We start from the raw sequence: 15,754 nt of genomic DNA, 5'->3' as shown, positions 1-15,754 counted from the left end.
TGATCAGCTCATTTCTTCTTGATGTAGCCGTACTGCATCCATACGCCTGGCTGGTTGTGCAGCAGCCAATTGTCTTTGGACGGGAACTTCGTGAAGCGCGAGTCATTGACGAACTGCAGGTTCTTGTAGTCCCAGATCTGGATGATGGGCAGCTGGTCGTTGGTCAGCGCGGCGAGCTGCTTGACGATATCGGTTTGCTGCGAGCCGGAGGCGGATTGCAGCTTGGCTGCGAGGTCGCCGGGGTCGATGGTGCTGCCGTCGACCTGCTCGGTCTCGGGCCCGCCCATCCAGTTGCCGTTCTTGCCCGCCGGCGAATGGGCGGCGGTGTCGCCGGAGACCGTCCAGCCGTTGGAGCTGCCGTACACACGCTGGAAGGCGTTATACGCGCTGGGTCCAAGGGCGACCAGCCAGAAGCCGACAGGGAACTTTCCTGCCGCCAGATCAGAAAGATACGTTGCATAATCGGCCGAGGTATTGAGCTGTGAGGTGACGCCTGCGGCGCTCAGGTCGCTGGTGATGCTCTTGCCCGCGGCGACCCAGTCGGAGAAGCCGTTGGCCACTTGGATATTCACCGTGAAGGGCTTGCCGTCTGGCAACTGCCATTTGCCGTTGACTTTCTTCAGCCCTGCTTTTGTGAAGCACTCAGCGGCTTTCGTTGCGCTGTGATCATAGGAGTCGAGTTGCTGACCCTTGAGATACAGGTCGTTGACCGTGGAGATCATGCCGGTCGTGGGCCCGGAGGGAGATCCAGAGGTGCTTTCGCCGATCTTCGTGGCCGTTGCCCGGTCGATGGCATAGGCGATGCCGCGGCGCACCCAGACGTTGTCGAAGGGTTTGACGCTTTGGTTGAAGGCCAGCGATGCGCTGACGAAACTTACGCCTTCGACGGTGCCGTTGCCCTTCACCGCCAGGATGCTTTTGAGCATGCTCTCCGAAGTGGAGGTGTATGGGGCGACGTCAAGCTGCCCCGACTTCAAATAGGTCCAGATCTGCTGATTGCTGTTGTAGCTCTTGAGCACCACCTGCGTCGGATCGATATTCGAGGCGGCGAAGTAATGGGGGTTCTTCTTCAGGATCGCCTCGCTCGGATTGACCCGGTCGAGGGTGAACGGCCCGCATGAGATGTCCTTCTTGGGCCCGAGCGATGTCATTTTCTTGCCGAAGGCGGCGATGTTTCCTGCGGCCTTGGTCTTGGCGCCGGACGAGGCGCTGGCGCTCAGCTGCGTGGCGACATCGTCCCAGAAGCCGCTGGGGATCTGGGCATCCCAGAACGAGCCGGGGACTACGTCTGTGCTGAGCGTGTCCGAAAGCAGAGTGCCTTTTTGAACGGTGGCAGGCTGCGTGATCTTGACGGTCTTGTCGTCCGAAGACGCCACAGTCACCGGCGAGTTTCCATTTGCAATGGACAGGGCGAACGAGGCCTTGACATCATCTGCGGTGACCGGCTTGCCGTCCGACCAGTTGGCGTTGGGATCGATATGCACGGTCACGGTGTGCCCGTCCGCGCTCACGTCCCAGCTTTTGGCGATTGCGGGCGCATAGGCGGTCGGATCCGATATCGAGTACTTGAACCAGGCCAGCTGCTCCTTGTTATAGCCCACGAACATATTCGCCACTTGGTTGTACGGGTTGATGGGGGCATTGACATTGATCGACTGGTTCTCATCGATGGTCGTGAAGGTGCCCGACGAGGCGTTTGATGAGGATGATCCGCCGCAGCCGGACAACAGAAGTGCGGCCCCTGCCGCCAACGCGGAAACGATGTGTAGTTTCTTCCAGTGTCGTATTTGCATAAAACCCTCCCTAGAGCGAATAAGGATTGCTGTTAGCCACAGGGTAAGAGACAAGTTCGCAAGTCATGTTAATTTGTTTCATAATTACGTAACATTAAGGAAATTTTTGTCATCGTGCGGTGCGCGGACGAGCGTGCATCCGCGAGGACACCACTCGGGCAGTCTTGCGGTGCGGTCGGTTGGGCAAGACATTCAACAGTGCTCGAAAATCACCTGCGGATAGATTTCACGGGGATCGAGGATCGTGCGTTCATCCAGTGCAAGCACATTTTCATGGCGTTCCAGGCGCAGTCGCAAGGCTCCGGATCCCCATAACAGGTCAAGCGCCGGAGGAGCTGAGGCGCGGGCTGGGGCAAGCACCTTGAAATCATCCGGGTAGAGCCGTGCCAGCGCCGCGATCACCGATAGGCCGGTGCGCACCGGCCTGAATGCCGTCGGATCGCTGACGTGCAGATAGCCGCCACGGCATGGTTCGCCCGCGTATTTTCCGAATGTGGGAATGAACGAGACTTCCCGCACGAACACGCCGGGCAGCTGCATCGAACGCAGCAGCTCCACGAGCCGGCCGTCTATCCATGGGGCGCCGAACATCTCGAAAGGATGCGTTGTCCCGCGCCCTTCCGAGACATTCGTCCCCTCCAGCAGTCCCGTTCCGGGGTAGACGCATGCGGTGGCGAAAGTCGCCATATTTGGTGACGGCGGCAGCCACAGCGAGCCTTGACCTATGAAACCATGATGATCGCATGCGCCCGTGATGACCTGCGGATCGAGCGTTGGCAAGCCATGTTTTCGGTCGTATGCCGCAGTGAGCCGGGCCAGCTGCCCGAGCGTCAGGCCATGGCGCAGCGGTATGGGCAGCGCCCCGATGAAGCTCGTGAAGCGCGGGTCGAGTACCGGTCCTTCGGCGACCTCGGTGCCCAACGGGTTCGGGCGGTCGAGCACCATAAACGGCAGTTTGGCCCTGGCCGCCGCGCGCATGCAGGCGATCATCGTCGCGGGATAAGTCCAAAAGCGCGTGCCGACATCTTGCAGATCGCAGATTAGCAGGTCCAGATCCGCCTGCGTCACCATGCCATCAAGCTGTGAATCGGGCAGCTGATAGGTGTCGTATACGGGCAGATTGACGCGGGGGTCAACGGGCGGTCCCGCGCTGTGCCCGGCCTGCGCCATGCCATCCAGCCCATGCTCCGGGCTGAACAGGGCGACGATGTTGACGCCCGATGCCAGCAGCGCGTCGACGGCACGACGATAGTCATTGGTGACGGCCGTGAAATTCGTCACGAATCCGATCCGGCGGGATGCGAAGAGTGCGGTGCGCAGGGATTCGCTGGCCAGGACGCGGTCGAGGCCGGTCCTCTGTTCTGGGCTGGCGGCTGGCGGCGCTGGAACTGCAAAAGCTTGCGTTGCCGCCATAACGGGATCGGATACGGGATTCGTAGAGTCCGTTGCTGCCTGCAGTGCCGCAGTCATTGCCGGCGAACCCAGTTGAACGTCGCGTCGGCCACCGCCGCGCGCAGCTTGCCGACGAGATTGACCGTGCGCGAGGGATGGACGCGGTTGGTGAGCAGCACGATCGTCAGTTCGCGATCCCTGTCGATCTGGAAGGAGGTGCCGGTGAACCCAGTGTGTCCGCGCGACGCCGTCCCTGCCGCCCCCATCCAATGCGTGGCGCCGATCTGCAGGCCTAGGCTGGCCCCGTAAAGTTCGTTCTCTTCGAAGCTGACGGTTCTCCCCAGCACGCGAGGTAGCTCATCGTTCCACAGCTGATGGGACGCAGGCTCTGCACTTCCTTTGCGCAAGACCTGCGCAAAGCGCGCCACCTCGGCGGCCGGAGCGAACAGCCCTGCATTCGCGCACTGGCCTCCCAGCGCCCAGGAGGTTTCATCGTGGACGATGCCCTGCACCACGCCACGATACAGGGCAGGCATATATTCGGTTGCTGCGGTATGAGAAATCTCGGGTGCGAAGGTGACGTCGTGACAGCCCAGCGGTTCAAACGCATAATGTCTGACGAGCGCAGGCCAAGGTTCGCCGGTGACGCGTTCGGCGAGCACCATGGCCGTGTTGAAACCGACATCGGAGTAATTGCGTCGGGTCCCAGGCGCTGTTTCGAGCGGAGTATGCAGCATGTCATCCTCCAGTTCTTCACGCATATCCGCTATCGGACTCGCGAGGATTTTCTTTTCGTGGCTCCGTTGGATGGCGTGCCGCAACGGTTCGCGCCACCCGTACCAGCTTGGCGGCAGGCCTGCGGTGTGTGTGAGCAGGTGTCTGGGCGTCGCCATGCGTTTGTCCCCTTCGCGCCATGCGGGCAGTGTATCGCCCAGTGGCCGGTCGAGGTCGAGGATGCCGTCGTCTGCCATGGACAACAGTGCATAGGCCGAAAAAGTCTTCGTCAGCGAGGCGAGATCGAACATGGTGTCGGCGACTGCCGCGACCTGTTCATGCGCTGGGATCGGCTGACCGGCATCGTCATAGGCGGCCAGCGTGCCCACGGTGGCATCGGCGATCGTCGTGCCGCGGTGGATGATCAGGCATCGACCAGCCGAGAATCCGCCTGCCGAGCGTGCCGCCTCAAGCATCGTGCGGATGCGGCTGTTGAATGGGCGGGCATCGGCGCAGAGACCGCTGGCAGGATAGGCGTCGGCAACGTGGCCGGCGCGAGTATCGCAGTCGGGAGACAGGACGCCCGAGGAGGAATGTTCTGCAGGCACGCGCCGCATCGTAGCACATTGGGTTTGCCTGGAATGAAGGGCCGTACACGGTGAATTGCCATCATCGCCGTGATGGACCGCGCAGTCCGCCGGCCAATGCGGCTCGTCTCCATGCAATGCCATGTTGGCCAGGATGACAGTGCCATCCAACGGCGTTCCCTCCGGTGCGGTGACTCGTATTGTGGGCTGGCAGCTGCGCAGACGCGTGATGAAGGATTCGCGGACTATAGGGCAGTGCAGCAGGATACCGCCAGTGTATGAGACCTGTCGAGGCAGCTCCCAATCCAGCGCGGCGATGGCGGTTGCGGCGATTTCGGCGCCGGCCCGTTCAAGCAATTGGCGCGCGGCAGGGTCGTCGTCCTTTTCAGCGCAGGCGCACACCGCCGGCACGAAGGAGGCGAGGATGCTGGCGCGATCGGCTTGCGGGTATATCTGCATCGGCCAGGTGCGCGGCTCGCCGAAAGCCTTTTGTGCCGCTGCCAGCAATTGCGCCGATTGGTCTCCCGGCCGTCGCTCGTATGTGTTCAGCGCGATATGCAACGCATGCCGGCCGATCCAGGAGCCCGAGCCGCAGTCGCCCAGCAAGTAGCCCCAGCCGTCGACCCGTTTCCAGCTGGTAAAGTAATCGGTTCCTAATGCGATGACGCCGGTCCCTGCGGCAGCAACGACGCCAGCGTGGCCTGAAAGCGCGCCAGTATGGGCGCTGATGAAATCAGGGACGATAAGTGCACAGTCGACGTCGAAAACCGTTGCCATGTCGGCGCATAGCTGTTCTCGATCATGGGTCAGCGAAGCGACGCCGGCGCAACCCAAGCATACGGATCGAATGTTGCGCATGCGCCCGCCGAACCGCGCAGCCAGCCGTTCGTGTGCCAGCGCGATGAGCGCACGAACGCTGCCGTCATGATGATCCGCCGACACGCCGTGGGGCACGATCAGATCACGTCCAAACGGGCGCGGCGCGCCAAGGCGGCCGTCATGGCCGATATCGGCGTATGCCAAGCGGGCGCGGCAGCCCGAACCGCCGATGTCGATGCCGCAGACGAGTTCGGTGCCCGATGACGGGTATTCAACGGCCATGGTGAGCGTCTTCGACGGCGACTGTCTTGGTTGCGCAGGCATCGACGGCCTGTTTGACCGACCAATGATGCTCATCGAGGCGTCGACGGGCCTGGACGGTGTCGACGGCGGCGAGCTGGCTGACCAGAGCGACCCGCAGATCGCCCTGTGCCTGTGCCAATGCCGCCTGCGAGCCGGCGTCATCGAGACCGGTGATTTCCCGTAGGATGCGCAGTGTGCGGTCACGCAGTTTCTCGTTGGTCGCGCACACGGAGACCATGAGATTGGACCAGGTTTTTCCGCACCGCACCATCACTGCGGTGGAGAAGCTGTTGAGCGCGAGCTTTTCCGCAGTGCCTGCCTTGAGTCGGGTCGAGCCGGCGATGAATTCCTCGCCTGTGTCAAGCACGATAGTCAAGTCGGCGTAGCGCGTGCAAGCACCTTCCGGATTGCAGCAGATCAGCGCATTTTTCGCCCCGATCCGCCGCGCGGATCGTAGCGCGGCCGAAACATATGGCGTAGATCCCGAAGCCGTCAGCCCGATGACCAGATCGCCCGGCGCAATGGATACTTCCTCGCCTTCGTCGAGCTCGGAAGCGTCTTCTGCATTCTCTACGGCGGTGGTCATGGCCTGGAGGCCTCCTGCAATGTGCGCCACGACGGTGTCCGGCGCGATGTTGAACGTCGGGTACAGTTCGGTCGCGTCCAACATGCCGAGGCGGCCCGAGGTTCCAGCGCCGAAATAATGGATGCGATGGCCCTGCCCAAGGCACTGCGTGCCTAGGCTGACCAGCGTGGTCAGTTCGGGTATGGCCTCGCGTACGGCCAGCACGGCCCGTGCATCCTGCTGATTCATCGTCTCGAGCATCGTCCCGACGTCCATCTCGTCCAGATCAAGTGATGCGGCGAGCCGCCGTTCAGTGGCAGGCAGGGGATCGATGGCTGTGTCGTTCTTCAGGGTGGCCTTCATATGTGCATGCACCTTCAGTGCCGGTAGCCGGCGGAATACGAAAAGTAAAAATTTATCTTCATTATACGAAGAGGAAAAATATTTACAATCTCGGCGGGTCTGAAGGCGGTCTGCGCGACCTGCTGCATTCATTGTGTGGCAGGCTTTCCCCCACCGTGCAGAGGAAGCGACAGCAACAACTACACCTCGTATTCCCCCAGCGGTCCGATCGAGAGGGCATCGTCATGGGTGCGGCCGGAATGGATCGCGTCGTTGATAGCGCTGATCTGTGACAGGTCAACCTCAAGAGGCCGGCCGTCCAGCGAGGAGACGGGGATGGCCCAGCCGCCGTGCGTGACGAAAAGCCGGTCGGCTTCGCGCAATTGGGCCAGCGGAAGCTTACGGTATTCGATCTTCATCCCCTCCTGCCGCGCCCAGGCGAACACCTCGCGTTGCGACGTCCCGTTCAGGATGCCGATACGCGGGTCAGGGGTGACGATGCGGTCGCCGAATTGCGCCACGATCGAGGAATTCGGGCATTCGAGCGTGAAACCGTCGGACGTATAGGTCACGGCGTCATCGACTCCGCGGCGCCTGCATTCGCGACGCATCGCCTGGTTGACCGCGTAGCTCAGCGTTTTCGCGCCGTTGAGCAGCCACGGGCTTGTGTCGGTGGCGTCACTGGCATAGCCGCGGTCGAGCGCGGTCAGGCTGATCGGCGTTAAATCATGCAGCGTGCCGTGCCCATCCAGGAAGATCCATACGCTTGGCGTGCCGTACTTCGCCTTGCCAATGCCGGTGTCTGGATCCATGCCGCGCGACACGAGAATGCGCAGCAGCGGAGCCGGTTCCGGATCGTCATATTTGGCGATGACCTCGCCGATCGCGGCTGCGAAGGCGCGCTGATTCGGCTGGGGCATATCCATGAGCCGCGCCGAATTCGATAGGCGTTTCAGATGGTTCTCCAATGAGATGGGGTTGCCGTGCCATACTGTGGTCGCCTCGAAGATGCCGTCGCCGCGCAGCACGCTCAGGTCGAATGGCGAAACGCAGCGGTAATGCGGGTCGACGATGCGAACCAAATCCTTGCCGGAATCGTTCGGTGAGGCGTCCTGCGGCGCGAACAGGGCGTCGCCGTCGCCCACAGCCAGAATGATCGAGTCCATCATGCTCCTTTTCGTGCAGCGTCATGTCGTCTCCTGCATTCGCGCGATGCGGACCAAGTCATGAAAATCACGGTCATGAACCCACAGTTGCGTGAATCAGGTTGCAACCGCAACATAGCGCACCAATATTTCCGTTGCATGCACGGAGCTGTCGGGCGAGCGACGGTTTGCAAGTCATGGGTGTATTGCCCCTGACACGTATTGCAGTGCGCGTGGCCGCACGGCGAGGCTGCGGCGCAAAGGCGAATGCGATCCCTGGCGAGGCTGTGCTGGTTAACACAGGTTTCAGCCAATGGTAATCTGCGTTTAACTTCCCGCGCCTAGCGTGGCAGTCAGTGGCGAAGCAGGACCGGCCGGTCCTGCTGCGGCATACCGCGTAACACGCATGTGATAAGGCGTGGCATGATAGGTATCACACCGATCCGAAGGACAGACAGGCTGCATGGAACATATTTCGCTCGACGCATCCGCCTCGCCGACACAGGCGCGCGAGGCGTTCAGGAACGGGGAGGCCCGTCCGACCTGTGGCATCGCCCGTGGATTCGCACAGGCCAATATGATCAGCCTGCCCAAAGAATATGCTTTTGACTTCTTGCTCTTCGCTCAGCGCAATCCCAAGCCTTGCCCCATTCTGGAGGTGCTGGACCCGGGTTCCTACGAGCCGAAGATCGCGCCGGGGGCGGATGTCCGCACCGATATCGGACGCTACCGCATATGGAGAGATGGCGAGCTGGCCGAAACTTGCGACGATATTCGCGATGTCTGGGGCGAACATGACGACTTGGTCACGTTCCTCATCGGCTGCAGCTTCACCTTCGAATTCCCGCTGATGGACGCCGGCATCCCGGTGCGCCATATTCTCGCCGGTGCCAATGTGCCGATGTACGACACATCGATCCGCTGCGCCAATGCAGGCCGATTCAGCTCCACCATGGTCGTCTCGATGCGCGGCATCCAGCCGGACCAAGTTGCCGAGGCCGCGCGCATCTCCGGCCGCTATCCCGGCGTCCATGGGGCCCCGGTATGGGTGGGAGACCCCGCGGGCATCGGCATCGACGATATCAAGCACCCTGATTACGGCGACGCGCCGATCCTCGAACAAGGCGACATTCCGATGTTCTGGGCGTGCGGCGTCACTCCTCAGGCCGCAGTCATGGCTTCGCGTCCGCCATTCGCCATCACTCATGCGCCGGGCTATATGTTCATCACCGATGTTCCCGACCGGCAGTACATGGCGTAAGAGAACAGGAAGGTCGGGGCCCGCAATGAAGGGGATGGTGCAGCGATGCGTATGAACGGCTATGAGGCAGCGGATACCGATGAAGCCGCTGCGTTTTCGGATTCCGAACGCCTGGCGTCAGGCGATGCTCGCTGTGCTGGCGCTGGTCCACAGGGCACCGGGTCAGACGGCGCCGGTCTCAGCAGCATCGATCTAAACAGCGATATGGGAGAGAGCTTCGGCCGCTGGACGTTGGGCGACGACAAGGCCCTGCTCGGCGTGGTGACCAGTGCGAACATCGCCTGCGGATTCCATGCGGGAGATCCCGCAGGCATCCTGCGCACCGTGTCCGATGCCGCAGCCAACCACGTGTGCATCGGCGCCCATGTGGCATACCGCGACCTTTCCGGGTTCGGACGGCGTTTCCTCGATGAGCAGCCGGGGGATCTCACGGCCGATGTCATCTATCAGATCGCGGCTTTGGAAGGCATCGCCGCAAGCGTGGGAAGCGGCGTGTCATACGTCAAGCCCCACGGGGCCCTCTACAACCGCATCGCCGTAGACGAGCAACAGGCCCACGCGGTCGTCGCCGCCATTGCGGCCGTCGATTCGTCGCTTGCCTTGCTGACGTTGCCGGGATCAGTCGTCGGCCGCGTCGCCGCCGACGCTGGTCTGCGCGTTTTCCGAGAGGCGTTCGCCGACCGCGCCTATACGCCCGAGGGCCGTCTCGTTCCACGCTCGCAGCGCGGCGCGGTCATCCATGACGCGACCGAAGTGGCCGATCGCATCGCCAAGCTCGTCGCCACCGGTCGCATCGAAGCCACCGACGGGACGATGATTCGTGTCGAGGCCGATTCCGTCTGCGTGCACGGCGATAGTCCCGGGGCCGTGGGCATGGCCAAGGCGGTGCGCGAACGTTTGGAATCCGACGGTGTGTCATTGCGACCTTTCGCACGTGGCGGACGGCTGTGAAGTTTCTGAACGCCGGTGCCTCGGCGATGCTGATAGAGCTTGACGATAAGGACGCGCTCGACGCCATGGGCCTGTTCGATGCCGTGGTCCGGCGGCAGCGGGCGGAGGAGCCCCGCCCGCTGCCGCTCGGCGAGATCGTGCCTGCGGCGCGCACATTGCTTGTGCGCTTCGAACCGCTGGAGATTTCGCGCTCGTCAGTCGAGCGCGCGATTCGCGATCTTCAAGGGGTACAGGCTCACGCCTCTTGTGCGACACGGTCCATCGACGTGCCGGTCATATATGACGGCGAGGATCTCGACGCCGTCGCCGCCATATTGGGCATCTCCGCGCAGCAAGTGGTCGAGCGGCACACGGCATGCACTTGGACGGCTGCTTTCGTCGGTTTCGCACCTGGTTTCGCTTATCTGACTGGCGACGATCTCATATTCGATGTTCCGCGCAGGCAAGAGCCGCGGCTGCGCGTGCCGGCTGGCTCCGTCGGCCTCGCCGGATCGTACAGCGGCGTTTATCCGCGCGAGAGTTCGGGGGGCTGGCAGCTGATCGGCTCCACGCCGCTCGCGATGTGGGATGAACACCATGATCCACCGGCGCTTGTCCGGCCAGGCGACAGCGTCAGCTTCCATGCCGTACGCGAACGGATTGCCGCTGATGGCTGCAATGGCGACGCTGGCGGCAAGGCCATTGATGCAGCCGTTCATACGAACACTGAGCAGGCCACTGCTCTCGCTGCCCGGGAAGATACCCCCGGCACGGTTGCACTCGGGGTGGAGGGCTCCACGGCTGTCCACGGACTGTGCGTAGTCCGGCCAGGCGCGCTCGCGCTCTTCGAAGACGACGGCCGTACGGCCGCTGATATGGGCGTGACGGGGTCGGGCGCGGCGGATCCGATCGCGCTGCATCGGGCCAATGACCTAGTCGGCAATCCTGCAGCCTCGCCGGCCATCGAGATCGCGGGCGGCGGAGCGCGGTTCGCTGCCGCCGGGGACGTGGTAGTCGCCATCGCCGGGGCGCCAGCGCCGATCACGGTGTATGGGCGCGACGATTCGGTTACAGCCATACACCGTCAGGAGGCGTTGCTGCTGCTGGATGGCGACGAGGTGGAAATAGGCGCGCCACGCAGCGGATTGCGCGATTATCTGGCTTTGCGCGGAGGATTTGCCGTCAACACGGTGTTGGGCAGCGCATCCGGCGACATGATGTCGCATATCGGGCCGGGGCCGATTCATGCGGGGGATTTTCTCGCCTGCGCCGCCCAGGCTTGCGCCGGGACTGGGCCAGGCATCGCGTGGCAGCAGCTGCCGCAGCGGGACGACGTCACCGAGCTGACGCTCACCCTCGGACCCCGTGACGACTGGTTCACCGCGCAGGCCGTCAACGATCTCCTGAAACAGGACTGGGAGGTCACGGCGCATTCGGACCGCGTCGGGCTTCGCCTGCATGGCCAGCGGCCGCTGCGGCGCGCCGTGACGGCGGAACTGGCAAGCGAAGGCACGCTCGCCGGGGCGATCGAAGTGCCTGGCAACGGTCAGCCGGTGCTCTTTTTGCGCGATCATCCGGTGACCGGCGGATACCCGGTGATCGCCGTGCTTGACGCTGATTCGCTTGTGCTCGCGGGCCAGCTGCCTGCCGGGGCCTTGCTCCGTTTCCGGGTACAAAAGCATGGTCCAGATGCTCAGCACGGCGACATTGCCGATATCCACCACCATGATATTCAACTCAGCGATACGACGGACAAGGGGAAGGCAGCATGATGCAGCGGGTTCTGATAGCCAATCGAGGAGAGATCGCCGTGCGCATCATCCACGCCTGCCACGACGATGGGCGTGTGGCGATCGCCGTATACGCCGATGATGACGCCGACGCGCTATTCGTCGACCTCGCCGACGAATCCTACGCGCTGCACGGCCGCAGCTCGCAACAGACCTACTTGAACATCGATGCGATCATACGCGTCGCCTGCAAAGCCAAAGCCGACGCCGTGCACCCAGGGTATGGCTTCCTTTCGGAGAACGCCGATTTCGCCCAAGCGGTGATCGACGCCGGCATGATCTGGATCGGCCCCAGTCCGGGTGCGATCCGCGCGTTGGGCGACAAAGTGCAGGCCCGTGCCATCGCCGCCGCGGTCGGGGCTCCGATGGCTCCCGGCACCGCGGCGCCGGTGCACGATCCGACTGAAGTCGTGGCCTTCGCCAGACAATACGGTCTGCCGTTGGCCATCAAGGCGGTGCATGGCGGCGGCGGACGCGGTCTCAAAGTCGTGCGACGGCTTGACGAGGTACGCGAGGCTTTCCTTACGGCGACGCAAGAGGCGCGGCTCGCCTTCGGCAACGGCGACTGCTTCATCGAACGTTTCCTCGATCGCCCGCGCCACGTGGAAGTGCAAGTGCTCGGCGATGCCGCCGGCAACGTGATCGCCGTGGGCACCAGGGACTGCTCGCTGCAGCGGCGCAACCAGAAGCTCATCGAGGAGGCTCCCGCGCCCTTTCTGGGAGACGAGACGATAACCCGTCTCGAAGCGGCTGCCGTGGCTATCTGCTCGCGCGTAGGCTATGCAGGCGCCGGCACGGTGGAGTTCCTGGTCGCAGACGACGGCACGCTGTCGTTTATGGAAGTGAATACGCGCATTCAAGTGGAGCATCCGGTCACTGAAATGGTAAGCGGCATCGATCTGGTCCGTGCCCAGCTGCGCATCGCCGAGGGCGGCTCGGTCGCCGAGCTGCACCCAGGTGTGCGCGGCCACGCGATCGAATGCCGCATCAACGCTGAGGATCCGTCGCGAGGCTTCGTGCCATTCCCCGGCGTCGTCAGCGCGCTGCGTTCGCCAAGCGGCCCTGGCGTCCGTTTCGACACCGGCATCGCAGCCGGCTCGAAGATATCGGACCAATTCGACTCAATGTTGGCCAAGCTCATCGTCCACGCCGATACGCGCGCTGAATGCATCAGGCGCATGCGCCATGCCCTCGCCGAGCTGCGCATCGAAGGCGTGCCCACAGTCGCGTCCTTCGACAAGGCCGTGCTGGCCGAGCCTGATTTCGTAGCAGACAACGGACGTTTAGGTGTCTACACGCGATGGATCGAAGAGGTATTCCTGCCCCGCACGGATTCGGAGTCGCTGGGCGCCGGCGTTCCGGGGAGTCGTGCGGGCGGTGAAACCATAACTCGCACGTGGATAGAACTCGACGGCAGACGGCTCGAACTCGGTCTGCCGAGCAAACTTGCCGTAGACATAGCCTCGTCGAGCGGCGTCGCAGCCGCTTCGCAGGCGACGGACGGTGAACACGACGGCTCCGGCAGTGGTTTGGCTGACGGCCGATCCGAAGGCTTGCTGGTTTCGCCGATCACGGGAACCGTGGTGCGCTGGCTGGCTCAGAACGGCGAAGCTGTGCATGAGGGCAGCCCGGTCGTCGTCATCGAAGCCATGAAGATGGAGACCCAAGTTGCGGCGCCCTGTAATGGCGCGCTGCGCATACTCGCGCAGACCGGGCAATCCGTGGAATTCGATCAGAAACTTGGTGAGGTATTATGAGCGGCAGGCATGGGCATGGTGTTGAGCGTCCCCGATCGGCGGGTCATTCCGGTTTCAGGGCGTCGCTGAGTATGTGGCGGCATTACCGCGATGTGGCGGGCATCCGGACCATGGCCGCCAGCGATGTGGGTCGTGGCAGCGAAACGCTGATGACTTTCGTGAAGGGCGATCTGTTTCGGGTCGCGCGCCGCTTTGCATCCGGTGCCAGTCGCAAGGCGCTTGTGGTGACCGGCTTCTACATACCGCAGGCACAGCGTCCGGCCGCAGAATCCGACGGTCCGGTGGGCGCGGTCGAGCTATGCGCCGCAATGCGGGCCATGGGAGGGGACGCGTGGCTGGTCAGCGACGCGTGGTGTGCGCCGGTTGTCGATGCGGCGGCTGAGGGTGTGCTGCCGTCCGATCATGTGCTTATAGCGCCGCGTGACGAGCATTTTGCCGGTTGGTTGGAGTCAATCAGACACTTGATCGGCGAACAATCTGTCGATACTGCGATATTCATCGAGCGTGTAGGCCCGGCGCTCGACGGCATTCCGCGCAATATGCGCGGCGTGGATATCCTGCAGTGGACGGCTCCGCTCAGCCGATTGGCGTCATTGGGACTGCACACGATCGGCATCGGCGACGGCGGCAACGAGATAGGCATGGGACGCATCGCTAATTTTGCGATCGAAGGCGCCGTCACCGATGGCGGTCGGATTGCCTGCGCAGTCGCCACGCGCGAACTCATTGTGGCAGGGACCTCGAATTGGGGCGGGCATGCGTTGGTATGCGCCCTGTACTCGCTCGGTTGTCATCAGGTCGCGACGCTCTTGGACGAGGCCTGGCATCGTGACACGCTCGCGCGGGTGGCTGCTGCCGGCGGGCTCGATGGCGTGACGCTGCTCAACACGCCGACTGTGGACGGGCTGAGCGAGAGCCGCTACTACAGCCAGATCCGTGCGATGTCAGAGCGTGCCATGCCGAAACGGGTCATAGCGGATCGCGCCCGCTCCCGGCGCCATAGGTAGGCGTGGACAGAAACTGAAATCAGTTCAGGTAATATCGTGTGGCGCGGGATTGCCCGATCTTGCGGATCTTGCCCTGCTTGGCTAGGCTGCGCAGCAGGTATGCGGCTTGGTTCTTGTTCAGGCCCAGCTGCTGCTCGAGATCCTTGCGCACGAGCGCCACGCCTGTGTCCGCCATAAGATGCAGCGTGACCTCTTCCAGCGTGTGAACCGGATATGAGGCGAGTTCGTTATCGAGCTGCTGTTGTGCCAACGTTGATTGCGCCGCTGGCTGTTCTGCCGCCGCCAGGTGAGTCGTTGAACGCGAACCTCCCAGAATCAGCGTGGCCAGCGGCATGGCGCCGATGACGCGCGCTCCAGCCAGCGCCTGCGCATGGTCATGGGTGATGTAGGGTCGCGCCGCTGGGAAAGCGTACCGTTTGGCATGCGAGCGAGCTGCCGCGCCTTTTTCGCTGTCGTTGCGATCCGATGGACGCGTCTCGTCGCCGTCGTTTCCAGTGCCATAGTCCGGTTGTGCGCGATCGGGCACCGGTTTGGGCAGGATCATCGCAACCGAGGACGGTCCCACGCGCAGCTGTGGGCTGGACAGGCTGGCGGCATATGTGTCCATGATGCGCGGGATGCCAGTGCCATAGTTTTCGCTCAGCGACAGCGCATTGAACACGTGTGCGAGCGAGCTGTTGCGCGGCTGGCAGATGCCGTTGAGCAGATCGTTGATTCCCAAATCCTGCACCAACCCGCCCAATGAAACGATTTCGATGCGATTGGCGAAGACGTTGACCAGAGTCGGCCCCGAATACCCGTAATCACGATGGAGCAATGCATTCGACAGCGCTTCGTGCACTGCTTGGGCTGGCCACTCACCGTCCTCGTCATGGCGATTGAGGAACAGCGTGGCCTCGTCGATCTCCCGCAGCACCGACCCCTGCAGTTCGAGGCGGTCGTTGAGCGCGGTTTTCGTGTCATCCGAGAATACCGCGCATTTGACGGTGAAGGGGTTCTGATCAGAGATCAGCAGCGCGACATTGGTGAACGCGCCATGGGCATTGCGCAGATTGAAGTCATCAGGAACGGGTTGTGACCATTCCATCCCGGCCGAGGCGAAGGCTTGCGCCGCATAGTCGAAGCTGAGATCCTGCCTGCAGGATGGACGGGAATCGAATGCGTAGCGAACGGCATCATGCCCATCATGCGGAACGGCATCAATGAAAGAATCGGTATAAGAATCATCGGAAACAGCGTTGAACCCGGTGAGCGCGCCGGCATGGGGATCGCACGCGCCGGAGCCATTGCTGCCGTTGCGTCCGGTATTCTGTCCTGTCCCCATAACTCGATAGTACCACGCGATGCCA

At 62.7% G+C, this 15,754-nt stretch carries 11 protein-coding genes; 5 read left to right on the top strand and 6 right to left on the bottom strand.

Annotated elements, in window-relative coordinates; translation table 11 throughout:
• Positions 1-8: 8 nt before the first annotated feature.
• The 5 genes from LKG04_RS00730 to LKG04_RS00710 all read right to left on the bottom strand — a co-directional run bounded on the left by LKG04_RS00730 (position 9) and on the right by LKG04_RS00710 (position 7,681).
• Entirely contained in the window at positions 9-1,793 is a 1,785-nt protein-coding gene (locus tag LKG04_RS00730) for an ABC transporter substrate-binding protein (RefSeq protein WP_291760800.1), read from the bottom strand.
• A gap of 192 nt (positions 1,794-1,985) precedes the next feature.
• Positions 1,986-3,074: an exo-beta-N-acetylmuramidase NamZ family protein gene (locus tag LKG04_RS00725; RefSeq protein ID WP_291763143.1), complete on the bottom strand. Its 1,089-nt coding sequence runs from the start codon at positions 3,072-3,074 to the stop codon at positions 1,986-1,988.
• Between the two features lie 185 nt (positions 3,075-3,259).
• Complete coding sequence (locus LKG04_RS00720; RefSeq protein ID WP_291760794.1) at positions 3,260-5,587, bottom strand: serine hydrolase; 2,328 nt, start codon at positions 5,585-5,587, stop codon at positions 3,260-3,262.
• A complete protein-coding gene (locus LKG04_RS00715; protein WP_291760792.1) occupies positions 5,577-6,536 on the bottom strand; it encodes an N-acetylmuramic acid 6-phosphate etherase in 960 nt (319 codons plus the stop codon). Before LKG04_RS00715 ends, LKG04_RS00720 begins: the two co-directional genes overlap by 11 nt.
• A gap of 179 nt (positions 6,537-6,715) precedes the next feature.
• The gene (locus LKG04_RS00710) at positions 6,716-7,681 is read right to left on the bottom strand and encodes an aminodeoxychorismate lyase (protein ID WP_363300592.1); all 966 of its coding nucleotides are present in this window, start codon (positions 7,679-7,681) and stop codon (positions 6,716-6,718) included.
• Positions 7,682-8,123: 442 nt separating this feature from the next.
• On the opposite strand from LKG04_RS00710, the gene LKG04_RS00705 reads away from it, so the two are divergent.
• The 5 genes from LKG04_RS00705 (at position 8,124) to LKG04_RS00685 (ending at position 14,405) form a co-directional block, all read left to right on the top strand.
• Positions 8,124-8,921: a putative hydro-lyase gene (locus LKG04_RS00705; RefSeq protein WP_291760788.1), complete on the top strand. Its 798-nt coding sequence runs from the start codon at positions 8,124-8,126 to the stop codon at positions 8,919-8,921.
• Between the two features lie 51 nt (positions 8,922-8,972).
• Positions 8,973-9,872 carry a LamB/YcsF family protein gene (locus LKG04_RS00700; RefSeq protein ID WP_291760786.1) on the top strand — a complete coding sequence of 300 codons (900 nt, stop codon included), beginning with the start codon at positions 8,973-8,975 and terminating at the stop codon, positions 9,870-9,872.
• Positions 9,869-11,623, top strand: coding sequence for a 5-oxoprolinase subunit PxpB (pxpB, locus tag LKG04_RS00695; RefSeq protein ID WP_291760784.1), 1,755 nt, complete (start codon positions 9,869-9,871; stop codon positions 11,621-11,623). The genes LKG04_RS00700 and pxpB overlap by 4 nt, the downstream gene beginning before the upstream one ends.
• Positions 11,623-13,398, top strand: a complete 1,776-nt coding sequence (locus tag LKG04_RS00690) for an acetyl/propionyl/methylcrotonyl-CoA carboxylase subunit alpha (protein ID WP_291760868.1) — start codon at positions 11,623-11,625, stop codon at positions 13,396-13,398. The genes pxpB and LKG04_RS00690 overlap by 1 nt, the downstream gene beginning before the upstream one ends.
• Positions 13,399-13,469: 71 nt before the next feature.
• Positions 13,470-14,405, top strand: a complete 936-nt coding sequence (locus tag LKG04_RS00685) for a glutamate cyclase domain-containing protein (RefSeq protein ID WP_291760781.1) — start codon at positions 13,470-13,472, stop codon at positions 14,403-14,405.
• A 19-nt stretch (positions 14,406-14,424) separates the two neighbouring features.
• Here the strand turns inward: LKG04_RS00685 and LKG04_RS00680 are convergent, their stop codons facing one another.
• On the bottom strand, positions 14,425-15,729 hold the full coding sequence (locus LKG04_RS00680; protein WP_291760779.1) for an ATP-binding protein: 1,305 nt from the start codon (positions 15,727-15,729) through the stop codon (positions 14,425-14,427).
• Between the last annotated feature and the right edge of the window lie 25 nt (positions 15,730-15,754).

Source organism: Bifidobacterium sp., assembly GCF_022640935.1.
Lineage (GTDB): Bacteria > Actinomycetota > Actinomycetes > Actinomycetales > Bifidobacteriaceae > Bifidobacterium.
Note: the sequence above shows the minus strand (reverse complement) of the source record. Positions and strands in the feature narration are given on the sequence as shown.